The following is a 23,958-nucleotide window of genomic DNA, read 5'->3' on the forward strand; positions in this document are numbered from 1 at the left end:
AGCCTCAAGACTGGCTGCCGCGACTGCCCTAGGCGCGGTGCTGAGCCTGATCGCTGGCTTCAGTGTCGATGGTTTGACTACGCTCATCGGCGAAGCGTCCTATGCCTACGCCATGATCTTCATGGGGGCCGCAATGTTCGGACTCTATGGCGCTAGACTGCTCACCCACGTGCCAGAGCCACAGATGCCCAAGCCAGAAGCTGGCTCGAACTTCTTTCGCTCCCTAATGGCTCCGATCAAAGATCACAACTTCCGCCGTTTGTTGTTCTTCTCCAGTGCATGGAGCTTCACAGTCATCATGTCAGGAGCCTTCTTTACCGTCTATATATTGAACCGTATCGGCATACCGATGAGTGGCATCATCATGCTCGCGGTGCTCAGTCAAATAACGAATATTTACTTCTTCAAAGTATGGGGCGCGATCGCCGACCGGTACAGCAATAAAAGTGTGCTCGCGGTGTCGGTGCCCCTTTTCATTTTCATCTTACTGCTCTACCCCTTCACCACACTCCCCGAGCGGCATAGCCTCACGATTCCACTGTTAATTGTGATCCATATCGTAGGCGGCATTTCAACAGCGGGCTTTAACCTGTGCGCGGCCAACATAGCCCTGCGCTTAGCACCACACGGGAAGGCTACCGCCTACCTCGGAACCAATGCTTTTTTCGCGGGATTGGCCGCCACCATCGCTCCAATCGTGGGCGGTTTGATCGGCAGCTTTTTTGCCATCAAAGAGATCAGTATCAAAATCTTCTATAGCGCAGACACCGCACTGCCAGGCGGCGCGGTCGCGATCCCAGCGCTCAACCTACGAGGCATTGACTTCGTCTTCTTTATCGCGGCACTTACGGGGCTCTATGCATGGCACCGACTCTCACTTATCGATGAAGCTGGAACCGTCAGCGAGGCCGAAATCCGCGACCAGGTGTTTGCCTCCGTCCGCAATACGCTCCAACGCACCTCGGGTCTCAATATGGGCATGCGGCGGATGACAGCGTTCCCGTATGAAATGCTGCGCCGAACGGGTAAATCCACCCGCGCGACACTCTATCGCGCCACACACAGCGGCAGATCCCCCACACAGGAAAGTAGCCTACAATCAGACGCTAAAGACGAGCCTCCACTCCCCTAGCGCATAGTGTAGATGAATATAGCGGCAGACCGGTCCCAGAAACGACCCCGTTTTTAATTAATCGTCCATTATTTGAAAAACTCGCTGCGCGATTGAATGACTTCAATCCTGAACAGTGAACGGGGTTGCTTTTACCATGCACCCGACTCAGATTGTCTGCTCAATCTTATGACTCTTTTTCAATGTCCGCGGAAACTCCCGAACCTAATCTATTCAACCAACAGCGTGTGAGGTCTCCCAGCTCGCAGACGGCTGCGGTGCAAATGAATGCGATTCTGGCTAGCGAGTTGATCAATAAGCGGCAACAGCATCCAGCCTGGCAAATCTTGGCCGCGCGCCGCGGACCTTTGGTGCTCAGCTGTTTAAAATCCATCTTCGACGCGGGCCAATCCGAGGTGCCACTGGAAGAGGCACGCATGCTACTCAGTCGCTTACTAGGCGCCCACGCCAACGACCCGGAGTTTGAAATCAACGCCGGAGATTTTGCAGCACAGGCACGTAAGGAGCTGCGCGCCTGGATCCACAAAGGCTTACTGGTTGAACGTGGCGGCTTCATCATCGCAACGGATTCGTTGCAAACCGCCTTTCAGTTTATCGACGGCATTCAGGAGCGCATGATGACGTCCACCGCATCGCGGCTCTCGACGGTGCAGCAAAAAGTCGAGTCCTTGGAAGCTGGACTGAATCCAAGCAAGGAGCGACGTCTCGCGTATTTGAATGGCAAGATCGCTGACCTACAGCGCGAATTGGAACAGGTGCAGCAAGGTAAGTTTGAAGTGCTGGAGGGCGAACGCGCGCAGGAGGAAATTCGCGAACTGTATACCTTGGCCATGAGCTTGCGTAACGACTTTCGCCGTGTTGAGGATTCGTATCGCGAGGCAGATCGCAGCCTGCGTCAGTCGATTATCAGCGAAGAGCAAAATCGCGGCGAAGTGCTGGAGCGCTTATTAGCAGCCAATGAGGCGCTGCTAAACACACCTGAAGGACGAGTATTCAACGGCTTCCATCAGCAAATCGCACGCAGCACAGAGTTGGATCAAATGCGCGAACGTATCCGCACCATCTTAGCAGTCCCGAGTGCCACCGGTGCCTTGAGTGCGCAGCAGGCCAAAGAAATGCGCGGCTTAGTCGCACGGCTGGTTGATGAATCGCAAAACGTGATGCAGGCGCGATCTCGCAGCGAGAAAGACGTGCGTGGCTTCATCAAAACCGGACTGGCGGGCGAACACCATCGCGTGGGTGATTTACTACAACAGATTTTTGAAACCGTGCTGCAAATTGATTGGAGTAAACAAGCAGTCAAACGAGCACCGAGCCCTTTGGCCCCGATTGCGCCCGCGCTGCCAAACCTTCCCTTTCCTGAACGTCTGGACTTTAAGGCGCTGGATGATCCAGAAGAGACACGTTTAAATTTGGAGCAACAGCATGGCAGCCTAGATGTGTTAGCAGACAGTTATTTGGAAAATCTAAATGAACTGGATCGTAGCGCACTCTTTCAAGAAACCTTAGCTGTATTGCGCACAGAGGATCGTCCGTTGACACTTGGCGAACTTTCAGAGCACTTGCCGCCCGAATATGATTTGGAGACCCTGGCCTATTGGATCACTTTAGCACGTGAGTCTGATTGTAAATTTGAACGGGCAAAGGAAGACATTGATTTAAGCTCCAAGGAAAATCCCGAGCCAACACGTTTCCGCTTACCGACTGTCGCGCTGAACGCAGCCAACATTGAAAACATCACTTACCAAGAACTCGAATGAATGATTTTTTTGATCAACAAGTCCGCTCCGACGAATTGGACGAGACTGCGAAGCCCGAGACAGCAGAGCCAGAGGTTGCGATCCCCGAAGCACTGCCAACAGACGACGGCACCGCTCCCAGTATCAAAGCGGCGGTGCAAGAATTGCTGAAATACGGTTTAGTGGAACATGCGGCCAAGCCGAATATTTATCGCACACTCCAGCAAGAACATGCCGCAGTCACAGCAATCTTGGAACCTTTGGATTTACAAATGCGCGTCGATGATGTGCGCGGACTGATTTTCTTAGGCATCGCCGGCTGTGTTGCTGGCGACAGCGATGAAGCGTGGCAGCATCCGCTCTTGCGGCGATTGCGATTAACGACGGAGCAATCCCTGTTGGTGGCGATTTTGCGGCATTACTTTATCGCACATGAACAGGCCAGCGGCATCGGCGCCGAAGGGGCACGGGTGGACTTTGAAGACTTGCAGGCACAGTTTGATTTGTATCTGGGCGAGACCGGTAGTGAACAGCGCAATCAAACACGTTTATCGAATGTGCTGGATCAATTGCATAAACACGGAATCGTATCTCCGCCGGACAAAGAGAATCAAATTCTGATACGCCCGATCATCGTGCATCTGGCAAATCCCGATCAACTGATGCTCCTACTCGCGCATTTTAAAACCCTGGCCGTAGCGCATCCAAGTGATGCCGAACCCGTCGAGTCACCTGAAGTGAGCACCGATACCGATGTTTAACGAAACCGAACTCTTCAAACTCGAACGCGCAGCCTTCCGCCTGTGCCGCTTAGAGATCTTTAACTGGGGCCCGTTCTCAGGCATGCATACGGCTGAAATCGATGCGGACGGCACCGCCATTATCGGCATGACGGGCAGCGGCAAAACGACCTTGGTCGATGCGTTCATGACTTTAGTCAACGAGCGACCGAAGTATAATCTCGCCTCAACAGGTGGCCACGAAAGCGATCGCGATTTGCTCTCTTACATTCGTGGCGTCGTCGGTTCGGGCAACGATAGCGGAGATGGAGCGCACATTGCGCGTAAGGGAAAAACAACTACAGGACTATGCGCAACTTATACGGACGGTGAAAACGAAGTGCGTATCGGCGGACTGTTTTGGATCAACGCAAACAGTTTTCAGTTGAGCGATCTGAAACGCGCTTGGATCTTTTCGCGCGAGCCACAGCAATCACTAGAACACTGGTTGAGCCTTTTGGATCAGGGCGGCGTGCGTCGTCTCAAACAAGTCATCCACGACGGACAGGAAGAGGCCCGCGTATTTGATACCAGTAACGGTGGAAAGCGTGATTATTTAGCACGCGTGCGCAGCTTTTTTGAAGTCAGTGACAATGCCTTTGCCTTGCTCAATCGCGCGGCGGGCTTGAAGCAGCTCAACAGTATCGACGATATTTTTCGTGAGTTAGTCCTAGACGACCATTCGAAATTCGACCGTGCCGCTGAAGTAGCAGGCGACTTTGATCGACTGACGGAAATACACGAAGAACTGCTGACCGCACAACGTCAGCAACGGTCACTGACACCCGTCGCGCGCAAGCATGACGCGTATCTGAAGTGCGAAGAAGATTTGCAACTACAACAAAGTATCAAGCGCTTACTGCCGGTATGGGTTGCTGAAAATGGTGTGCGCTTGTGGAAGCAACAAGTCGCGCAGAACCAACAAACTCTAAGTGAGAAAAAACAAGCGCTAGCAACATTGGAAAATGAGCTCAGCGCATTGACCAGTCGCAGGGACAATTACCACGAACAATATTTGCAAGCCGGCGGACGTAGTATTGAGGATTTACAGGCACTCATCGCTCAGAAGCAAAAAGAATTAGATCGCCTGCGCGGCAGTCGCGCACAATACGAACAGCTGTGCCAAAATTTAACAGTGCCTGCGGTGGCGCAGAGCACGGAGTTCGTGGATCAGCATGCACAGTTAGAGCAACTGGATGCGCAAGTTAAAGCGGACGAAGCGGACGCCGAAACGATCGCAAATAAAGCCGGTGCTGAAGCGGCAAATCGCAAACAAACACTGGACGACATTGAGCAAGCCTATCGAGAGGCCAAGTCGCGACCAGACTCCAATTTGCCGAGTGAATTCCCGCGCTTTCGTGCCGCCTTGGCAGATGCGATTGAGCTCGATCCAGAGCAATTGCCTTATGTGGCGGAGCTGATCGAGGTGCAACCCGAGCACGCGGAATGGCGCGGCGCGATCGAACGAGCAATTGGCGGCAATCGTTTACGCATGCTAGTGCCAAGTTCACACATCAAAGCGGCCTTGCGCTGGGTGAATCAACAGAACAAACACCGGATTCACATTCGCTTACTGGAGGCCGATACGATGTCTCAGGCGAATGCGAAGTTTATGGAAGATGGCTTCACGCGTAAGCTGAACTTCAAGCCACACCCACTTCGCGAAGCGCTTAAAAAGTTTCTGGCGGAGCATGATTTGCACTGTGTCGATGCGCCAGAATTGTTAGCCGAAACACCTCACGCGATGACTCGCGAGGGCTTACAGTCAGGTAAACGAGGTTATTTTGAGAAGAAAGATGGTCAGCGTTTAGAGGACAATTGGTTCACTGGTTTTGATAATAAAGATCGGCTCAAGATGTTGGAGGCACAACGCGTGGCCTCCAACGAAGCCCATGCAACGGCGAAGCAGGCCTTTGAAACGGCGAATGCGGCGAAGAAAGTGATTTCCGGAAAACTGGTCATTATTGAGCAATTACGGAATCTGAAATTCGAAGAGATCGATGTGGCGACGGCACAGGACAGCTTATCCCAACTGAGCGAACGCTTGCAGGCCTTACTCGATCCCGAGTCCGACACCGCTAAGGTCTTTGCGCTTTATCAAGAAGCGGATCAAAGCTGCAAAGCGCTGGAACCGCGGGTGCGCCAAGCGATTGGAGAGGAAGCCTTGGCCAAGGGGCAATTGGAGGAAGCCATGGCTAAACTCGATGGCTTCCGTGCGCGAGTCGGCACTGGAATGACGATCAAAGAGTCTGAGTTGGTGCGAACACACTTGCCCTTCCCCGCGGAAATCACCGCTAAAGACATCGGAGGATTTGAGCGCCGCCAACAGCAAGTCTTAGATACAAAGATCACCAAACGGCAAGCGGAGTTCAGTAAGCTGCAGACAGATCTGGTGCGCGCAATGGAACACGCACAAACAGAAGATACCGGCGCATTGGCCGAAGTCGGCACCGAGATCGTCGATATTCCTGCCTATTTAAAACGCCTGGATCTGCTCACGACTGAAGCCTTACCCAAGCAACTCGGAAAGTTCTTGGAGTATTTGAATCAATCATCGGATCAAGGCGTGACTCAACTACTCACGTCAATCAGCGAAGCAGTCAGTCAGATCCGCGAGCGCATCGAGGACTTGAATCGCAGCCTGCAGAGTGTGGACTTTAAAAACGGTCGCTACTTACGCTTGGTGGTGCAGGATGTCACGCACGAGAGTTTGCGCACCTTAGAGCGCGCGCGTAAACAATTGCGAGCTGTCGCGCTACAAACGACAGAGGCCAACAATGATAATGGCGAGCGTCATTACAAAGCCTTGCAACACGTGGTGCAGCTCATTCGAGAAGCGGCAGACAAGAAGCACACCGTCGGCGCGCGTGCGCTGCTGGACCCACGCTACCGAGTCGAATTTCACGCGGTCGAAATCGAGCGCGCCACCGAAACAACCAAGGATCAATTCAAAGGTTCCCAAGGGGGCTCCGGCGGTGAAAAGGAAATCATTGCCAGTTATATTTTAACCGCATCGCTGTGTTACGCACTCAGTCCCGAGGGCGGCGATTTCCCACTGCACAGCACGATTGTGCTGGATGAAGCCTTTTCCAAAAGCTCTCGCACCGTGGCGAATCGAATCATCCAAGCACTGCGCGAATTCAAATTGCATCCGATTTTTGTGACACCCAACAAGGAGATGCGATTGCTGCGCACGCATACCAAATCGGTCATCTATGTGCATCGAAAAGGATTCCGCGCCACGCTCACCTCGATTAGTTGGGAAGTGCTGGAAAATAGTATCGCGGCTAAACTGGCACAGACGGAAACAACCACTCCCCTGACAGATGAAGACGCCTGATCAACTACGCGCACAGCTGATTCGGCAATGGGAGAACGCAAGCCTGCGAGAAGAGCGCTTGCTGAATCCGGAGGTCAATTGGCCAATCCGACTCAGCATCGGCAAGCCAACTGCGCACAAAGTGGAATTTGAATTAGATGCCGTGCGAGCTCATATTCAGCAATGGCAGGCAATGCCGATTGAGCAGGTTGAATGGACATCGGTGCGCTATCGTTCAACCGCAGAGCCGATTCAGGTGCCAGTGCAATGGCTGCTACAGCGTCCGTCTGACTGGGCACAGGCAAGTGAGGATGAACGTGTCTACCAGGAGTATCAAACAATGGCCCAGCTCTGTGCCGAAAGTCCGGCGAGCGATCACTCGTTATGGATACGCAAGCGGCATTTATGGCGCGACAAGCCGATTGAGGAAGTATTGCGCGCGGTGCGATTGGCCAATTCGCTCAAACCGGGCTGCGCGGATGGGCGTCCACTACGTGCACTGTCCTATGCGGGGATCGATAGTAAATTTTTCGAACGTCACCGCACGTTAATCATTCAACTGCTGGATGTGCGATATGACGGCGCTGCCAGCGACCTAGGCTTAGAAACGCTACTAGAGGCGGCTCCTGAAAATGATCACTGGTTACTCGTTGCAGATTTGGACGGTGAGCTACTGCCCTTTGCACAACAACGCGTGCGTGCATCCGAGCTGGCCAGCCGCCCTGAGATGCCTGGCAGTCATTACTTGATCGTCGAAAATGAACGCGCGCTACATTTACTGCCACCACTCTCCGAAACTTTGGTAGTGCTCGGCAGCGGCAACAATTTGAAATGGCTAGCAAACAGTTGGCTCAGCGCTAAGCACGTAGCCTACTGGGGCGATCTCGACACTTGGGGGCTGAAGTTACTCGCCCAAGCACGCGCACATCTCCCGCAAATTCGGCCTTTATTAATGGACTCCGCGACCTTTGCCGCACATGCACCAAACGCAGTCGTCGAACCACTACGAGCCGTGTCCGTGAAAGATGGACTGACCAGCACCGAACAAAAGCTGTTCAATGAACTGACCTTAATGGAAAAAGGGCGATTGGAGCAGGAGTTCCTCACAGAAGCAAGCGTGCACGGGGCAGTCACCACCTGGCGAAACCAAACGATCTAAGAGGAAACCCTCCCCTCTTTCGTGGTTTTTCCCTTACGCCCGCGACTGACCAAGCTCTGCGCACAGAAATGAGGTACGAAAGCAATAAGGCTGGAAACATTGCGATAAAGATCACTGTCCGCAAAATCGAACGAACGACTTATCGTGATATTTCAGTTCGTTAAAGCTTACAGGCGTTCCTGCAAGCTACCATCCTGCCATGCTTTCAGGAAATTAATGACCTGCGCCTTGCCAGGTGTCTTCCCTGAGCGAACAAAATAACCGCTGGTACAATTGCCCAATAGCAACATACCAGCATCATCTAAGCCCATAAGAGCCGCTGCGATGCAGCCAGCCCCAAAATTGTCACCGGCCCCAGTTGAAATCAGCGGTTCTCGACAATAAGGCCCGGGAACATAAGACAGGCCCTCAGCCGAAGCACAGGCGGCTCCATCGTTGGGGTGAATAATAATACGATCCGCCGCAACATTTGTGCGTAAAAAGCCAGCCAATTCAGCCACTTGTGCGGGCGCTTTCTGCCCGCGAAACTCTCCGCCAAAGCTCTCTGCCAATTGCCATGCTTCTTTGAGATTCAAGCTAAGCATGGTGCGACAGTGTTGGGAAATTTCAGCCACTAGACGAATCAAGTCTTCTCGATCTTGTGCAGGACGCTGCTCAAATTCGGCTAAGTCCATGAAAAAGACCAACTGCTTGGCGGGGCGTCCGAGTGCTTGATGGCGTAAGGCCAATTGTTTCCAGATGCCGCCCACATAGGGTAATTTCCCCCAATTGACTGCAGCTACAAAATCGGCAGCGAGCAGTAGTTGGTCGATGCGCTCAAGCCCGACCCGCTCGATCAATCGCTCCCAGGTAATATCACTGCAAGTGCGTAAATCGCACAGCATGACTTTACCGTCAGTAAATTCTAAACAATCACTATGCGCCGGCTGTGCCAGGGTATAGAGTTGCGTCGTCTTAGCGCCCAGCGCTTGCTGATAAATGGGCAGCACTTCTGGATCGCCCAGAGCTCCAATATAATGCAGATCAATCTCCGCTTGATGTAGATCACTCAACGCGGCGGTAAGTAAGGGGCCATTGCCCCCAAACTTATCGCCTTGATGTTGAGAAGTATAGGAGGCCGCTATGCCAGCGGCCTCCGCAACCTTAGGACCAAATGCTGCCATACTCTCAGGCGATTCCATACGAATGAAGGTATCAATAAATCCATCAAAACCACAGATTCCGGATGGCACTGGAACATTCGACTGTGAAAACGACCGTGCCATGCCGTTAATTAAGTCAGTTAATTCAGAGACGTCGGAATAAATGGTGGATTTCATAAGCTTCTTTCGAATGGTGAAATGGAATCGAGTGACTAAGAAGCGAGAATATACAGCATAGATGTGAATCTGTCTAGAAAGACGCGCCGATCCATGCGCCGATCACCACTGCGTCATCGATATCCCCTGTGCCACCGGGGTTGTTGATGTATTGCACGGCTGGCTGAATGTAGACGGCGGGTGTCAATTGAATGCGATGACCGACTTCATAGACCATTTCGTAGTCGAGATCTTGGCCGATGGAATCGCCGTATTCGTCGCTGAGCTCACCATAGGTGATGAAGGCCACGGTGCGGTCATCTTCACGGCCAGGAATCAAGCCTTTGTAGTTTGCACCCACGCTCACTTGCAGTGGCATCATGGCGAGGTCATCTTGACTCGTGTATGCGCCAAATGCGAAGAGTGTGAGATCCTCTGTTGGTTGGAAATCGAAGTGAGCATACAGACGTGAGGAGCTGTTAGCATCACCGCCACTGAATTTAGTGTAATCCACTTCCGCATGCGCGACGCCGACATACAATTGAGCCGGACGGTCATAAATGGTTGGCGTCCAGTCATACTGTGCCATGAAGGTGATACCTTCATCACTATCCCAGCCAAAATCTGTGCCAGGGATGTTCTCCCAAATGTCTTGGCTGTTTTGGTAAGCACCAAACTTGAAGGTGTGCTCTTCACTGTGCTCATACTTGAGACGAGCATGCCACAAGCCTAGCGGGAATGAAACGATTTGAGGCTGATTCAGCATCATCGCACGGATCGGGCCGTTGATAGAGGTGCTGAGTGAATAGCGATAGAGATCGTCATTGGCGAAATCAGAGTCCTGACTGTCGCGGCCAAATTTCAAGGACAGGCTGTCATTTAAATAGGTCTCGATGGCGATCTGATACAGGATGGTCTTTTGACCGTCTGGACCACCATAAATGGTCATAGGGTCATATACGCCACCGACGTTTTTGGAAACACTGTCTCCATGACGATTGACTACGGAGAGCTTCATCGTGGTCGACTCCCAGCCAAATAGCTTTTCAAAGTCGAAATCCAGACCTGCGTAAATCTGGCCGGTAAACTCTTCGTCGTCTTGAATGCCACCAGAGACGTTTGCGCCGACAATGGCATCGTAGTAGAAGAAGGGAGTGATGCCATATTCTTCAAGGTCGGTGCGGGCGCCCCCCCAATCACCGGTCAAGCGTTCACGCTCGAAGAGAGAGCCAGAGTCGGCCGCCATCGCTACATTGCCAGCGATGAATGCTGTTGAGGTTAACAACAAGGATGTAGTCAGTTTATTCATATATGTATTTTGTTTGAGGTTTAGTATTACTTAGTTAAGTAAATTTTCGTTATTTTAGGGAATCGTTGTTAAAGCAGAAGATCGGTAGCGATTCATCGCTATGCCCTGCGCTTGATGGCCTCTTCGATGGCACTCATTAACAAAGGGTCCACTTCACTGTGCCGCGCGAGCTTTGCGCTCGGACGATCTTCTTTGGCCTCCAACATACGGAGGGCATCGACGATCCAGGCTTCAGCACTTTTGCTAGCAATAATATCAGTGTTCATTATTAAATCGAATTCACTCTCATCATGCCACTTTGTGCCATAGAAGCGCTCGACGAATTTGATGCGCGCCTTGTCATCGGCTCTTACCATCGCTTCCACTTTAGCTCGATCGGCGATCCCTTCACGCGCCTGCACGCGCTCCACTCGAACATCGAAGGGTGCATGTAGCCGCACATGCAGCACGTCGGCGTATTGATTCAGAGCCACATAACCACCACGGGCGAGGATCACGGTGCGTCCGCGTTGCGCCAATGCCTGCATGGTTTCATTGAGCATCGATACGATTTCGAGATTCTTCGAGTTCGCGATATCCCAAAGATTGGGTGGTGAAGTATAGAGCTCACCAAAACGAGTCATTCCGTATTGCTGCAGCGTGTCCTGCAGAACCGACTTATCGACTAGATCATAGCCCAGTGATTGAGCGACCTTTTGTGCGATTTCGCCCGCTTGACTGCCGACTAACCTGGAAATTGCGATTGTTTTCATACTGCTTTTCTCCTATTGAGTGTGAAGGGCTGAGCTTTAGCTAGCCTTGCGATTTTGCAGGCAGTCAAAAGCGACCGCGATCAGGAGCACTGAGCCTTTAATCACCATTTGGGTGAACTCCGTAACATTCATCAAGACCATGCCATTACTCAGCACGCCGAGAATCAATACACCGGCAATCACATTGGAGACACGACCGACACCGCCGGTCACACTGATTCCACCCAGCACACAAGCGGTCAGAATTTCGAGCTCTAGCATCTTACCCGCAGTCACCGTGGCCGAATTGGTTCTGGAAAGAATCACAATGCCTGCGACGCCGGCGAAAAATCCGGAAAGCGAATACACGAGGTATTTGACATTTTTGACTTTGATACCGGAAAGCTTAGCGGCTTCTTCATTCCCACCGACGGCGTAGAAGTAGCGTCCGAAGAATGTCTTATTCAGAATAAAGGCCCCCAGTGCCAATACTGCGATCATGATGACGACGGGGATCGGAATCGGTCCGATGTATCCTTGCCCAATCACAGCAAATGAATCTGGGAATCCATAAATCGGTAGCCCCTTACTGATCAGGAAGGCGATACCTTCGATGATGATCATCATTGCCAAAGTCACAATGAGTGGTGGCATTTGAATGTTTGCGATAATCCATCCGTTGGTGAAGCCGATGAAAGTGGCCATGGCCAGAGTGATCACAATGGCGAGCACAGGATTCATGCCCGCATTCACCATGAAATATCCGCAGACCACATTAACTAAGGTGATCACGGAGCCCACCGAGAGGTCGATGCCTCCAAGTAACAATACGAATGCGAAGCCGACTGCTGCGATGCCAAGCATCGAGACCTGGCGGGCCACGTTCATTAAATTATTACTGACCAAAAAATTCTCCGTGGCGAATGAGAAAAAACCGATGAGGGCGAACAACACAATGTAGATGCCGTTTTGCTTTGCGAAATCGACGGCCTTAGCCGTGCCTTTTAAATTTTCTAAATGTCCCATAGTGTTGTGCTCCTATTTTTGAGAGGCGAAGTTCATGATAGTTTCTTGATTAAAATCTTTGCGGTCCAAGCTGCCCGACACTTTGCCGTCGCAGAGGACAATGATACGGTCGGACATGCCCATGACTTCCTCCATTTCAGAGGAGATCATCAGCACGGACTTACCGTCCTCGACCAGTGAGTTGACCAATGTGTAAATTTCCGATTTGGCCCCCACGTCGATCCCGCGTGTGGGTTCATCGAAGATCACCAGTTCCGGCTCGGAAGCCAACCAGCGGGCGATGATCACCTTTTGCTGGTTTCCGCCACTGAGGTTCTTAATTTTTTGCTCTATGGACGGGGTTTTAATTCGAATGGATTGCTTGTAACCTTCGGCCAATCGACGCTCTTCTTTCTGGTCGACGGTAAAGAACTTTGAGATGCGTTCCAGGACCGCCATGCTGGTGTTACTGCGGATGGTCATGTCCAACAAGGCTCCCTTGCCTTTACGGTCTTCGGGCACCAGCGCGATACCGCTATCGATCGCGTCGCGCGGAGTCTTAGGGTTCACCTCTTTGCCATGAAGGTGAACAGTGCCAGCAGTCTTCTTCGCGGCTCCAAATAGCAGTTCTGCCGTCTCGGTGCGTCCAGCTCCGATCAGACCCGCAAAACCGAGCACCTCACCCTTCTTGATTTGAAAGCTGATATCTTGCACCCCATTTCCGGATAGGTTTTGCACATCCAGCAGCACCTCGTCCGAGATGCAGGCTTTGCGCTGGGGATAGGTTTCCTTCAGTTCGCGGCCCACCATCAACTTCACTAAGTCGTCCATGTTCGTCTCGCTGGTCTTGACGGTTTCAATCTTCTGCCCATCGCGCAGCACCGTGATGCGGTCGGTTAGGCGGAAGATCTCCTCCATGCGGTGAGAGATATAAATCACCGTCACGCCCTTGGCCTTGAGTTTTTCCACCACCTCGTAGAGGCGCTCCGCTTCAGCTGAAGTGAGCGGCGCAGAGGGTTCATCCATGATCAAAACACGCGCCTTCTGCGACAAGGCTTTCGCAATTTCCACTAACTGCTGGTAGCCAACAGTGAGACTGCTGACCAACTGATTGGGATCGATATCGATATTGAACTGTTCGAAGATTGCAGCGGCCTCACGGACCATGGCCTTTTTATCAATGACCAGCCCTTTACGAATGGCTCGGCCTAGGAAAATGTTTTCCGCGACAGAGAGCTCGCCGACTAAATTAAATTCTTGGTAGATCACTCCGATGCCGTGCGACTCGGAGATCTGCGGCGTCAGCGAGCTGAACGCCTCACCTTCGATCACAATACTACCGGCATTTGGTTTGACCGCGCCCGTGCAACTCTTGATCAAGGTCGATTTGCCGGCGCCGTTTTCACCCACGAGGGCATGGGCTTCTCCTTTAACAAACTCGATGCTGACATCATTTAACGCGATGACACCGGGGTATTTTTTGGTGATATTCCTTAATTCTAGAATATTCATAAAGATTGGGGACTGGGTAGAATGGTTGGGGAAAGAAGGTCGCAGGTTGGCGCATGGCTAGCTAACTGATGCGCCAACCTGGACCTTCAACTGTTGATGCCTACTTACCGAGGTATTCGTCCACGTTGCCTTCAGTTACGGGGATGAATTCACGATAAATTTCTTTTGTTTCGATTGGCGCACCCGATTGCAGCAATGTCACCATGCCCCAGATCTCATCGGCGATGTCTTGGTTGGTGCCAGTCACAGTCACTGTCATGCGCACGCCTTCGTTATTCTTCAGAGCCGATAATTCCGGTTGAGTCGCATCAGCGGCGAAGATGCCAAAATCAGCAGTCACTTTATTAGCAGCTTTAGCCGCTTCGTTGGCTCCCACGGAACCACCGCCACCGATCGAGCAAACAACTTTTACATTCGGGTTAGATTGGAAAATAGTCTCCATTTTCTCAATGCCTTCCTTGGTATCGATTGCGCTACTTTCAGCGACAATCTTAGCTTTGGGAGCCAATTCGGTAATGGCATCGCGGATACCATTTCCACGCTCTAAGAGGATTGGAAGTTGGGGGTAGTTCAAGATCGCAACTTCAGCGCTGCCACCGAGTTTCTCGTTGATCCACTTCGCAGCGTGAGTGCCGATGGTGTAACCAAGGTCGTGATTATCGATCAACCAAGCCAGGTCCGCATTTTGAAGATTATCATCCCAGGCAATCACTTTGATACCGGCCGAACGAGCTTGCTTGAGCGCGAATTCGACCCCTTTAGGATCTGCGGGGTGAATGATGATAATATCGACGCCACCAGAGATGAAGTTTTCGATTTGAGTGATCTGCTTGCCCACATTGCTTTCACAGGCCACGTAGTTGATGCTGCCCCCTTGGGCTTTAACTTCCTTCTCGATCGCTTGGCAATAGCCAGCCCAAGTGGGATTACTTAAAGATTGTACCGTCATGCCAATTTTAACAGAGGCATCCGCGTTGTTGTCCGATTCTTTTCCGCCACCACTACAAGCAACTATAGAGAGTGATGTAAAGCAGATGAGTAGGCCTAGTATTATTCTTTTCATATGATTCATGGGGTTTATGTTTATGATTCTATTTTTGGTTAGAAGCAGCAGTGCAAACTGCCGAAATTTTTGATTGTGTCAGGGATCTCTGGAGTCGCGCCCTGCTGGGTGCAGACATATCCAGCGACTTCGTTGGCAAAAAAGTTTATGCCGCTCAGCTTCCAATCTCTCAGAAGTCCCATACATAGAGCGGCAGTGAATGAGTCACCCGCGCCCACCGTATCCACTGAATCGACCTCTGTGCCGGGGAAATCATGCAACTCATTGACGCCCTGCAGCAAACTCCCACGTGAGCCGCGAGTATAAGCAACCAAACGTAAATCAAAGAGTTCTAATAGCTGAAGGAGTTGCTCACGAATGCCCCCTTCTAAGTCGAACATATCCAGTAAAACAGGCAACTCCTCGTCACTTAACTTCAGAACATTAGCCTGCTCTAAGGAGCGACGGAGTACCTCTTTCGAGAAAAAAGATTGACGCAAGTTTACATCAAAAATCTTGACCGACTTGGCGGGCATAGCGCTCAAAAAGGAATGGACACTCTGCCTAGAGACTTGTGAACGCTGCGAAAGAGAGCCAAAACAGACCGCATCTAAACCACTAGCCAAAGCCTGCAACTGCGGCGTAAACTCGAGATAATCCCAAGCAGCATCCATATGGATATCATAACTGGGTTTACCATCACTCAAGCGCACATCGACGGTGCCCGTCGCATACAAATCACTCTCCGCGACATAGCGAAGGTCACAAGCAGAGCCCGACAACTGAGAGCGAAGCTCACGCCCCAAAGCATCTGCTCCTAAGCAACTAACAGGCCAACTATCGGCACCTAACTGATGCACATGATATGCGAAGTTTGCGGGAGCACCACCGATACGCTTTTGATTAGGAAACACATCCCAGAGGAGTTCTCCAATGCCAGCAACAGCATACTTTTTTTCACTAATAGGTTCGGTAGTCATCTAGGGGCAAACGGGGTAAAGTTTGATCAAGGTTGCCAATAAAATGACATAAAGTTTAAATTTGTAAACAATTAATACTTTACATGACTTTACAAATCATTTGCATTTAACGCGTGAGTCATTCAAAACCAAAGTATTTACAAATTTACAGCGAAATCGCCAATGCGATCAAAAACCAAGAATATGCCCCTGGAGACCTACTCCCGACCGAGGAAGTCTTATGTAAAAAACATGCCACTTCGCGTCCAACCGTTGCCAAAGCTCTGCGCTTACTCGCCAAGGAAAAGATCGTCAAACGACGAGCTGGCTTCGGCACGCAGGTGCTGGCTCCAGGCAAGTCGAGCATCACTGCCGGCTTACTGATTCCCAACCTGCACAGCACAGAAATCTTCACCCCAATCTGCGCCAGCCTCACCGAAGCTGCGGGAATGGAAGCCATGCGCATCGTGCGCCCCTTAGAACTAGAGATTCCAACCGAAGATCCCTGCCAATTAGCCGAAATCTTAACGCAGCGCTTTATCGATGAAAAAGTGCACGGCGTCTTCTTCTCTCCCCTGGAGCATATTCCAAACCAAGAGCGATTTAACCGCGGCATCCTCCGCAAACTGGATGAGGCAGGCATACGCATAGTGCTACTTGACCGTGATGTATATGCGTGGCCCCAACAGACGCCCCACGACCTAGTCGGCATCGACAATATCGAAGCGGGCTACACAATTGGAAGCCATCTCATCGCCAATGGCTGTAAGACTCCTGCCTTTGTATCGATTCCCAATCCCGCGATGACAGTGCGTCTGCGCCGTATCGGTGCCCGTGAATCGTTGGCGCACTTCGGCCGTGATACGCGTGAGATGCTCGACATTTGCTTCCACCCCGAGGCGCCCGAAAAGACCGCCCAGGAACTACTAGATAAAAAAGTCGACGGTATACTCTGCGCCAATGATGCAACGGCCGCACAACTACTGCGCGCACTCTTAGACCTAGGAGCCAAAATACCCGAATCAATTCGTGTATGCGGTTTCGACGATGTCAAATATGCCTCCTTACTGAGTGTGCCTCTCACCAGCTATCACCAACCTTGCCGCGCAATTGGTAAAGTGGCGGCTCGTGTAATGATTAATCGAATCAAGAATCCCGATACGCCCGCACATCGCGTATCACTAGCGGGTCGACTGATTGTGCGTGAATCTTCGACTCCAGTTTAGACGCTTCATTATACGGTAACTAATCCTAAAAAAAATGATGCTATCAATTTGACCTAAGCCGAAGGAATCACCTATTAATTGACTCATTCAACTAGAATGACCCAGACAATATGAAAGCGAAGATAATCTCACTCATGACAGCCTGCGGAATTGCAAGCGCCCCCTTAATTGCGCAAGACCCAAGCACTTTACTCTCTGAAGTCGGCGTCCGCATAGGCCAAGACGCGGAAAAACAAATCAACCTGAAAAGCTACGAGCTGTATTCAGTCATAGACACGGACTGGTCTTGGGAGCTAAGCCAGGAGATACGCCTTGCGCTCTCAGTCGAAGCTGCCCTCGGTGGACTCAGTGGCGAGGACAAGGATGCAGTGTATGCGCGTATCGCACCTTTAGGACGATTACAATTCGGAGATTTTCCCGTGAGCCTCGAATTCAGCTCCGGCCCCTCTTATTATTCAGAAGACCGCTTTAGTGGATATGACATTGGTGGAAATTTTCATTTCACCAGTAGTCTGGGACTAAATTGGACCGTCGATAAAGCATGGAAGATCGGCTATCGATTTCAGCATACATCCAATGCGGACTTAGACAGTCCAAACCCCGGCCTGGACATGCACACTCTAAGTGTCGCCTACATATTTTAATTGGCATTCAGAGGCTCGACAGCTTGCCCCTGGATCATTTGCCATAGGCGCTTAAATGCTCGCTGTGAGGGATCACGGAAATGCTCAAAACTTACGTGCTGCTCGGGGCGCTCAGGATCCAAACGAATGCCCCACAGCGGCTCGACCGAGTCAGGATACATGGCATAGCGCAAATCCCCCACAACATCAGGTTTCATGGGATGCACAAACAGATACTCTTGTGAAAAGAATCGGAAGCGCGCCACGTCACGAGCATGCACACTCGCAGCAGGAAAAAGAGACGCTGCTGCCTCCAGATTAAACCGATCTACGGAGCTGCCAGGGTAATGCCGCGGGGAAGCAAATGGCAGCGTTTGTACAGCGTCCACATAATAACGTTCACCCGAACGATAGACGATACGCCACAACAATGTATTACCAAAGGAAGGTCGAACGGTGAGTTCCAGCGGATCGTGACCGCGCGCCTGCGCGAGCTGCTTGGCAAACTCTGCCGCTTGCCCGCGTTGATAGGCACCAAACGCAAGGTACAATAAGCAGAGCCCCACCCCGAAGTGCGCAAAACGAGGTCGCCTGAAAGCAAAAGCGATCACGATCAGTACGCACAAGGGCAAAGTAAAGATTGGGTCGATGATCGAAATCACATCCCAAGACTCACGATGCGAACTCAGCGGCCAATAAAGTAAAGTGCCATAACTCGTACATGCATCGATCAAACCATGCGTGAAAGCTCCCAAGACAGCAAACAAGGCAAGGCGTCGATAGGACCAGTGCTTCCAAAAAAAGAGCCCCTTAAACAGAGCCGCGACCAGTAGACCGATCAGCGGCGCCACTAGCAGCGCGTGAGTGAAATGACGATGAAATTGCAGCGCTAGCAGGGGGTCCTCATCCGAGCGAATCAAGACATCTACATCCGGTGCAGCTCCCGCCAGTGCCCCAAGCAGTATGGCACGTCTAGTTTCTGATTTGCGCGCAGCGATGGCGGCAACTGCGGCGCCAACACTGGCTTGAGTTAAAGGATCCATCAGGCAATGCTGGCACGAGCTGCTGCATCTGCAAGTCGAAGCAGCCGTTCTTTTATCCTTTCAATGAACCAGGAAGGCGCTTCATATTTGCACTTACATGATTTGGTTTTATCGGCTGCTTTATTTACCTGGGCTCTTGATCGCCCTGCCCTACTACATTCTTCGAATGTGGCGACGTGGCGGCTATCGTAAAAGCTTCCAGCACCGCTTCGGCCGATTTCATAAGTTATCCGCAGTAGCGGCCGGCAAGCAACGCATTTGGCTGCAAGCAGTTAGCGTGGGTGAAGTGCTGGCCATTGGTCCGCTAATTCAAGCGCTACTGCAAGACTCGACTGTCGAGATTGTGCTGACCACCACGACCAGCACCGGCTACGCGGAAGCACGTAAACGCTACGGCGACATCGCATTACGCATAGGTATTTTCCCTCTCGATTTCTGGCTATTTAGCCGCTGCGCATGGCAGCGCATACAGCCCAGCGCCGTCATATTGACCGAGAGCGAGCTGTGGCCCGAGCATTTGCATCAAGCCCGCAAACGCGGCATTCCGGCCTTTTTAGTCAATGCACGTATCTCTGACACTAGTTTTCGACGCTATCAAAAAGTCCCCGCCCTGGCGCGTCGTATGCTTAAAAAATTCAGCGCCACCTATGCCGCCAGCGAACTGGATCGCACCCGTCTACTGGAACTCGGCAGCCCCCCAGAAGGTATCCAATCCACCGGCAGCATAAAATTTGACGTGAGCATTGGCGCGCGCGCCTCGGATTCAGAGCGTGAAACACTACGCGCAAGCTTAGGCTTCCAAGCCGAAAATCAGCGTCCTTTTGTTCTATTAGGCTCCTCAACTTGGCCAGGTGAAGAGGCCGCGCTACTCGAAACTCAACGCACAATGATCGCCAGCGGGATCGACTGCCGGCTACTCTTGGTGCCGCGCCACGCAGAGCGCGCAGCAGAAATCGTCGCCCTGCTCGCGGCTCAGGAACTGTCCTGGCACCAGCGCTCCATGGGACTGGCAGCCCCCACGGGGCTGCGTATCCATCTAGCAGATACCACAGGCGAGCTCACACAACTGACGCAAGCAGCGGACCTCGCCTTCATAGGCAAGAGCCTCGCTCCTAACACGGGTGGACAGACTCCGATTGAAGCCGCAGGCCTCGGAATTCCGATCTTAATGGGTCCTCACATGAACAATTTTAGAGATGTGGCCCGCTCACTAGTGCGTGCTGGAGCCGCCAAACATGTTCAGACCTCTACAGAGCTCCGTCAAAAAACCCGGCAGCTCGCGCAAGACAAAGCACAGCTAGCCAATATGCAAGCAGCAGGACTACGATGGCATGCCAGCAATCGTGGCAGTAGCCAGCGTATCGCTCAGCATCTATTGGCCAAACTACAGAGCTAGCCGGAAACGTAATTTAGCGGCCAAAGAGCTTACCAAAGAAACCAGATTTCTTAGCATCCACGACGCCGAGCTGAAGCTTCGCGAGTTCAATCGCCATGCGCTCTAAACGGGCGTCATTGATCATAATAAAGTAACGCTCCGGTGAACCCCCGGTATTAAAGACCTGCTGCAAATCGGCGGCTTCGGCAGTAAACCATTCACTCACCTTCCGCACACGTTCCACGGCTGTCTTAATGGCAGCTTCAACATTGAGTGCGCTAGCCTTGCCTAAAAGCGCGGTCTCGGCATCGGTCAAACTGATATCAGACTGCGAAAGCAGCTGCAGTTGCGCCGCTTCCGGCAGATCATTGGCAATCAGCCCAATCGCTTCCGGCAAGTGCAAGCCTCGAATCCCACGACGATAGGGCAAGTGCTTGGTAATGCCCACTTCATCCTTATGAGCGAGGCCATTTAGGAAAGTTTTTAAATCTCCCCCCACGACGACATTACGCGCAAGCTTTTGCCCAAAATGAACAACTTCGATCAGAGTGTTAACTCCCTCATCGCGTAATAATTCGCGGGTCCCTGCTTCGAAATGCACAAATTCACATGGATAACTGGGCGGGATTTCGAGCTTCGCTAAAATTCTTTCGAAAGTGTCATCCACTTCACTCTCAGACTCTACAGTATCCACCATATCTGAAAATGGATCATCAAAAGCGAGCGTCTCGCGAAGAATGTCCATTAACGTTTTAATACGACTTTGCTTGCCAACAAGACCTGGCACGGACTTCAGCTCTTCAAAGTCATACTCGATGTACTTCTCCGCGGTTTCCCCTTTGCCCTTAAACGGCCATGAAACACCGACATTTTGCCCTAGTTTGGCAATTTCAGTATCATTTAAGATCGAATTAAAGAACCGCTTACGGATGTGCTCCCACTCTTCAGCGGAATATTTTTCAAAAGATGCTTCGCTCATTTTTATTGCCTATAGTGATACGGTTATACCGAAGTTTCCGGGGTGTCGAGTAACTCTTGTGTCAGGACTGTATAATCGTCGCGCACAGACTCTTCCTTCTTTACATTGCCGACCAAACCAACAGGCAAGCCTAAGGTCACTGCCCTGCGAACAACAATCGCGTCGCGCACATTGGCATCAAAAATACGACAATCCTTGGCCACTCGACCTTGATTCTTAAATTGGTTGATACGAAATTGCATGCGCATCTTAGGTACGTCGATATCGACGTTGTTTTTAATAGAATTGAAAATAACCCCACGTACCTGCGCTTGCGGTTGCATACCAGCCACTCGAAAACTGGCGCACAAATGGTGAAATTGCTGTAATTTACCCACTAATAGGGTGAAACCAATCAAACTGAGCGCATCAGGGTTGGCGGGCACATAAACTTCGCTACTACAAAATACACCGCACTGCGCGGAATAGAGCACATTGGGCGGGCAATCAAAGAGTATAAAATCATATTCATCTTCAACTTCTGCCAGTTGTTCTTGAAAAATTGCAAACGCAGGGCGCCCATCGGCCGACTCGAAGTCATGCTCTAGATCCACCAAGGTGAAAGTCGTCGGCACAATGTCCAAACCTGGCAAGAGCGCTTCACCCTCTTTGCCGCGCACCACATCTTTTTCAATGCAATCACGCAAGCGGCAGACACCTGGTTCAAAGATGGAATACAAATGCCCGGCATCGGCAGTATTTAAAGGATTCCATCGGTCTAAGCGCATCAGCCAAATACTGGAATTAGATTGAGCATCGAGGTCCACAAGGAGCACTCGTTTGCCAGCCTGCGCAAGCGAAGCGGCAATGTTCACGACTAGAGAAGTCTTTCCAACTCCTCCCTTGTAATTAATAAAGCTGATTTTTCGAGGCATTACGAAGAGATCCAATGCGGAACTTGCCACAGAGACAACCTACATCTGATCAAAAATGAGTTAAAAGCACTTATAGTAGTGCAATTAAAGACAGTAGCATGCTTTCGCATAGCGCTGAGCACTACTTCTTTTTCGCGGGATTGGGCGTCGGAGGCGTCTTAAGCGTGCGAGCTTCGAGCTGCCAACGCGAGGCCAGCGTCGCCTCGCCGCATGCAAGTGCCACCGGAGCGCCGCCCTCGTAAAGAGAAATCTTCAAGCGCTTATCTAAATCGCGCTCCTCTAAAATGCTTTGATACAAACGCAATGCCAAGGGACTCTCATCATACTTGTGAAGGAAATTAGCAATCTTCTGCACTAAGACGAATTCATCCACGGAGAATTTGGAAATGTAGCGAATAATTTTTAATGCTTCGCCCCCCTCGCGCTCACGACCTGCTCCCGCATAGAGCTGCGCCAAGCGATAGGCGAGAGCCAGCGAGGGCTGTTTCAAGAATTTGGACCGCGCAAAGGCGATCGCCGCATCGCTGCCTTCAGTGGCCAGTAAACGGTTGCTCTCACGAATACTGGCGTAGGCAGCAAAATTTGAATCTTGGGACTGTGTCAGCTGATCCTGCAAACTCACTTTAAACGGACGATAGAGCGGATCGCCCAGTGCGACACTTTGCCAGCTGAGTGCCGGCATACTCACGGCGACCGCCTCACCGAAATTCCCCCCGGACATAAGATGCGCTAACAAAACTTGCGGGCGGTGCGTATACTCCAGATAAGGTTCATACACATTGCCCACAGTGGCGCAGTAGCCTTGCGCCACCAATGCGCCCAACCATGTCTTAGTCGTGCGTAGCGATGTGCCGGAAAAACTATGTAGGTGAAAACCAATGGCCCCCGCGGGCACAGACCATTTGGGCGCAAGCCATTGGGCTTGAGCGCGAGGACGATACCAGCCCATATAAATTGCGGGCGCATCGAGCCGATCCCGGTAATCCATGGCGCGCTTGGTGGTTTCAAAATCGGTATCGAAGTAGGCGGCTTCGACCATTTCGCCCGCAGCACGTATCCATGCATCTCCTTTTTCATGAGGTCCTCCGGTGTCGATATACCCACGGCCCATCAAGCCGGTCTGCTCGGCCTCCAGCGTACGATCGATCACCTGAATCACATTTGCTTTACTGGGACCATCGAGTCGGCTAACGCGTAAGATGCGATTGGCATCCGTCGAGGAAATCGAGCTTTTCCCAAAATAGGGATTGGGAATCAAAGCCGTCATCGAAGTGCTAGGAGGCGCCAACAGTAGTGCCAGTTCGCCATCAACGGAGCCATTATTGACTCGAAACTGTTTTGGCAGCTTGTCCGTGCCCTCTTCAAGAAGAGTCGCATCGTTGGCGATGCGAAGGGGAACGCCCTTGATCAGAACCACATAGGAAATATTATGAATCGAGACCGCGAGACGCTCACGACCAAAGTGATCTTTGGCTCCGTCCTTGACACCTTTGACCCACTCACGATCCAAGAGCTCATTAAGCAGCGGGTTGGCCACGCGCTCGACGTATTGCGTCACCGTGATCGTTTCTTCTGTAGGCATATTCAGTGGCACGATGCGCGACTCCGGCACCCCGCGCTGCTGCGCATAATATTTCCCGATTGCCAGCGAATCCGGATCGTTGTCATTTACAACGATCACCATATTCTCTGCCAACACTTGATTCGTTTGCGCAGAGAGTCCACTTAGGCTGAATATGCATAAGAACACGAAAAATCGACTCAGAAGATCAACTGAGCTTCGTAGAGAGAGGTATTTTTTTACTGTAAACATA

General features: G+C 51.5%; 19 protein-coding genes. 8 read left to right on the forward strand and 11 right to left on the reverse strand.

Annotated features, from left to right (window positions below; all coding sequences use genetic code 11):
- The 5 genes from QEH52_RS12960 to QEH52_RS12980 form a co-directional block, all read left to right on the forward strand.
- The coding region (locus QEH52_RS12960; protein ID WP_308951010.1) for an MFS transporter at nucleotides 1-1,132 on the forward strand (1,132 nt) is incomplete at its 5' end.
- A gap of 182 nt (nucleotides 1,133-1,314) precedes the next feature.
- A complete protein-coding gene (locus QEH52_RS12965) occupies nucleotides 1,315-2,892 on the forward strand; it encodes a DUF3375 domain-containing protein (protein WP_308951012.1) in 1,578 nt (525 codons plus the stop codon).
- A complete protein-coding gene (locus tag QEH52_RS12970) occupies nucleotides 2,889-3,632 on the forward strand; it encodes a DUF4194 domain-containing protein (protein WP_308951014.1) in 744 nt (247 codons plus the stop codon). The genes QEH52_RS12965 and QEH52_RS12970 overlap by 4 nt, the downstream gene beginning before the upstream one ends.
- Nucleotides 3,625-6,990: an ATP-binding protein gene (locus QEH52_RS12975; protein WP_308951015.1), complete on the forward strand. Its 3,366-nt coding sequence runs from the start codon at nucleotides 3,625-3,627 to the stop codon at nucleotides 6,988-6,990. Before QEH52_RS12970 ends, QEH52_RS12975 begins: the two co-directional genes overlap by 8 nt.
- A complete protein-coding gene (locus tag QEH52_RS12980; protein WP_308951016.1) occupies nucleotides 6,977-8,128 on the forward strand; it encodes a DUF3322 domain-containing protein in 1,152 nt (383 codons plus the stop codon). Before QEH52_RS12975 ends, QEH52_RS12980 begins: the two co-directional genes overlap by 14 nt.
- 167 nt (nucleotides 8,129-8,295) lie before the next feature.
- Here the strand turns inward: QEH52_RS12980 and QEH52_RS12985 are convergent, their stop codons facing one another.
- The 7 genes from QEH52_RS12985 to QEH52_RS13015 all read right to left on the reverse strand — a co-directional run bounded on the left by QEH52_RS12985 (nucleotide 8,296) and on the right by QEH52_RS13015 (nucleotide 16,005).
- The gene (locus tag QEH52_RS12985; RefSeq protein WP_308951017.1) at nucleotides 8,296-9,447 is read right to left on the reverse strand and encodes a PfkB family carbohydrate kinase; all 1,152 of its coding nucleotides are present in this window, start codon (nucleotides 9,445-9,447) and stop codon (nucleotides 8,296-8,298) included.
- 73 nt (nucleotides 9,448-9,520) lie between these two features.
- Complete coding sequence (locus QEH52_RS12990; RefSeq protein ID WP_308951018.1) at nucleotides 9,521-10,735, reverse strand: carbohydrate porin; 1,215 nt, start codon at nucleotides 10,733-10,735, stop codon at nucleotides 9,521-9,523.
- Between the two features lie 98 nt (nucleotides 10,736-10,833).
- Complete coding sequence (locus QEH52_RS12995) at nucleotides 10,834-11,487, reverse strand: cytidylate kinase-like family protein (RefSeq protein WP_308951019.1); 654 nt, start codon at nucleotides 11,485-11,487, stop codon at nucleotides 10,834-10,836.
- 36 nt (nucleotides 11,488-11,523) lie between these two features.
- Entirely contained in the window at nucleotides 11,524-12,492 is a 969-nt protein-coding gene (locus QEH52_RS13000) for an ABC transporter permease (RefSeq protein ID WP_308951020.1), read from the reverse strand.
- 12 nt (nucleotides 12,493-12,504) lie between these two features.
- Nucleotides 12,505-13,983: a sugar ABC transporter ATP-binding protein gene (locus QEH52_RS13005; protein WP_308951021.1), complete on the reverse strand. Its 1,479-nt coding sequence runs from the start codon at nucleotides 13,981-13,983 to the stop codon at nucleotides 12,505-12,507.
- Nucleotides 13,984-14,083: 100 nt separating this feature from the next.
- Nucleotides 14,084-15,046 carry a sugar ABC transporter substrate-binding protein gene (locus tag QEH52_RS13010; RefSeq protein WP_308951022.1) on the reverse strand — a complete coding sequence of 321 codons (963 nt, stop codon included), beginning with the start codon at nucleotides 15,044-15,046 and terminating at the stop codon, nucleotides 14,084-14,086.
- Nucleotides 15,047-15,084: 38 nt separating this feature from the next.
- Nucleotides 15,085-16,005 carry a carbohydrate kinase family protein gene (locus QEH52_RS13015; RefSeq protein ID WP_308951023.1) on the reverse strand — a complete coding sequence of 307 codons (921 nt, stop codon included), beginning with the start codon at nucleotides 16,003-16,005 and terminating at the stop codon, nucleotides 15,085-15,087.
- A gap of 113 nt (nucleotides 16,006-16,118) precedes the next feature.
- Between QEH52_RS13015 and QEH52_RS13020 the strand changes: the two genes are divergently transcribed.
- Together QEH52_RS13020 and QEH52_RS13025 are read left to right on the forward strand one after the other, a co-directional pair.
- Entirely contained in the window at nucleotides 16,119-17,210 is a 1,092-nt protein-coding gene (locus tag QEH52_RS13020; protein WP_308951024.1) for a GntR family transcriptional regulator, read from the forward strand.
- 110 nt (nucleotides 17,211-17,320) lie between these two features.
- A complete protein-coding gene (locus QEH52_RS13025) occupies nucleotides 17,321-17,854 on the forward strand; it encodes an acyloxyacyl hydrolase (RefSeq protein WP_308951025.1) in 534 nt (177 codons plus the stop codon).
- Here the strand turns inward: QEH52_RS13025 and QEH52_RS13030 are convergent.
- Nucleotides 17,851-18,876 carry a metal-dependent hydrolase gene (locus tag QEH52_RS13030; protein WP_308951026.1) on the reverse strand — a complete coding sequence of 342 codons (1,026 nt, stop codon included), beginning with the start codon at nucleotides 18,874-18,876 and terminating at the stop codon, nucleotides 17,851-17,853. The genes QEH52_RS13025 and QEH52_RS13030 overlap by 4 nt on opposite strands.
- A gap of 97 nt (nucleotides 18,877-18,973) precedes the next feature.
- On the opposite strand from QEH52_RS13030, the gene QEH52_RS13035 reads away from it, so the two are divergent.
- A complete protein-coding gene (locus QEH52_RS13035; RefSeq protein ID WP_308951028.1) occupies nucleotides 18,974-20,272 on the forward strand; it encodes a 3-deoxy-D-manno-octulosonic acid transferase in 1,299 nt (432 codons plus the stop codon).
- A gap of 13 nt (nucleotides 20,273-20,285) precedes the next feature.
- On the opposite strand, the gene QEH52_RS13040 is transcribed toward QEH52_RS13035, so the two are convergent.
- The 3 genes from QEH52_RS13040 to QEH52_RS13050 all read right to left on the reverse strand — a co-directional run bounded on the left by QEH52_RS13040 (nucleotide 20,286) and on the right by QEH52_RS13050 (nucleotide 23,957).
- Nucleotides 20,286-21,230 (reverse strand): hypothetical protein, encoded by a 945-nt coding sequence (locus QEH52_RS13040; protein ID WP_308951029.1) that lies wholly within the window; start codon nucleotides 21,228-21,230, stop codon nucleotides 20,286-20,288.
- 23 nt (nucleotides 21,231-21,253) lie between these two features.
- Nucleotides 21,254-22,144 (reverse strand): ParA family protein, encoded by an 891-nt coding sequence (locus QEH52_RS13045; RefSeq protein WP_308951030.1) that lies wholly within the window; start codon nucleotides 22,142-22,144, stop codon nucleotides 21,254-21,256.
- Nucleotides 22,145-22,265: 121 nt separating this feature from the next.
- Nucleotides 22,266-23,957 carry a TIGR03790 family protein gene (locus QEH52_RS13050; RefSeq protein WP_308951031.1) on the reverse strand — a complete coding sequence of 564 codons (1,692 nt, stop codon included), beginning with the start codon at nucleotides 23,955-23,957 and terminating at the stop codon, nucleotides 22,266-22,268.
- Between the last annotated feature and the right edge of the window lies 1 nt (nucleotide 23,958).

This window comes from Thalassobacterium maritimum (assembly GCF_031127805.1).
In the GTDB taxonomy this organism is placed as follows: domain Bacteria; phylum Verrucomicrobiota; class Verrucomicrobiia; order Opitutales; family Coraliomargaritaceae; genus Thalassobacterium; species Thalassobacterium maritimum.

What these genes read in the sequence shown, in the direction of transcription:
- QEH52_RS13035 (WP_308951028.1), top strand. Translation starts at nt 18,974, where the DNA reads ATGATTTGGTTTTATCGGCTGCTTTATTTACCTGGGCTCTTGATCGCC.
- QEH52_RS13025 (WP_308951025.1), top strand. Translation starts at nt 17,321, where the DNA reads ATGAAAGCGAAGATAATCTCACTCATGACAGCCTGCGGAATTGCAAGC.
- QEH52_RS13040 (WP_308951029.1), bottom strand. Translation starts at nt 21,230, where the DNA reads ATGAGCGAAGCATCTTTTGAAAAATATTCCGCTGAAGAGTGGGAGCAC.
- QEH52_RS13030 (WP_308951026.1), bottom strand. Translation starts at nt 18,876, where the DNA reads ATGGATCCTTTAACTCAAGCCAGTGTTGGCGCCGCAGTTGCCGCCATC.
- QEH52_RS13005 (WP_308951021.1), bottom strand. Translation starts at nt 13,983, where the DNA reads ATGAATATTCTAGAATTAAGGAATATCACCAAAAAATACCCCGGTGTC.
- QEH52_RS12975 (WP_308951015.1), top strand. Translation starts at nt 3,625, where the DNA reads ATGTTTAACGAAACCGAACTCTTCAAACTCGAACGCGCAGCCTTCCGC.
- QEH52_RS13015 (WP_308951023.1), bottom strand. Translation starts at nt 16,005, where the DNA reads ATGACTACCGAACCTATTAGTGAAAAAAAGTATGCTGTTGCTGGCATT.
- QEH52_RS13000 (WP_308951020.1), bottom strand. Translation starts at nt 12,492, where the DNA reads ATGGGACATTTAGAAAATTTAAAAGGCACGGCTAAGGCCGTCGATTTC.
- QEH52_RS12990 (WP_308951018.1), bottom strand. Translation starts at nt 10,735, where the DNA reads ATGAATAAACTGACTACATCCTTGTTGTTAACCTCAACAGCATTCATC.
- QEH52_RS13010 (WP_308951022.1), bottom strand. Translation starts at nt 15,046, where the DNA reads ATGAAAAGAATAATACTAGGCCTACTCATCTGCTTTACATCACTCTCT.
- QEH52_RS12985 (WP_308951017.1), bottom strand. Translation starts at nt 9,447, where the DNA reads ATGAAATCCACCATTTATTCCGACGTCTCTGAATTAACTGACTTAATT.
- QEH52_RS12965 (WP_308951012.1), top strand. Translation starts at nt 1,315, where the DNA reads ATGTCCGCGGAAACTCCCGAACCTAATCTATTCAACCAACAGCGTGTG.
- QEH52_RS13045 (WP_308951030.1), bottom strand. Translation starts at nt 22,144, where the DNA reads ATGCCTCGAAAAATCAGCTTTATTAATTACAAGGGAGGAGTTGGAAAG.
- QEH52_RS13050 (WP_308951031.1), bottom strand. Translation starts at nt 23,957, where the DNA reads ATGTTTACAGTAAAAAAATACCTCTCTCTACGAAGCTCAGTTGATCTT.
- QEH52_RS12970 (WP_308951014.1), top strand. Translation starts at nt 2,889, where the DNA reads ATGAATGATTTTTTTGATCAACAAGTCCGCTCCGACGAATTGGACGAG.
- QEH52_RS12980 (WP_308951016.1), top strand. Translation starts at nt 6,977, where the DNA reads ATGAAGACGCCTGATCAACTACGCGCACAGCTGATTCGGCAATGGGAG.
- QEH52_RS12995 (WP_308951019.1), bottom strand. Translation starts at nt 11,487, where the DNA reads ATGAAAACAATCGCAATTTCCAGGTTAGTCGGCAGTCAAGCGGGCGAA.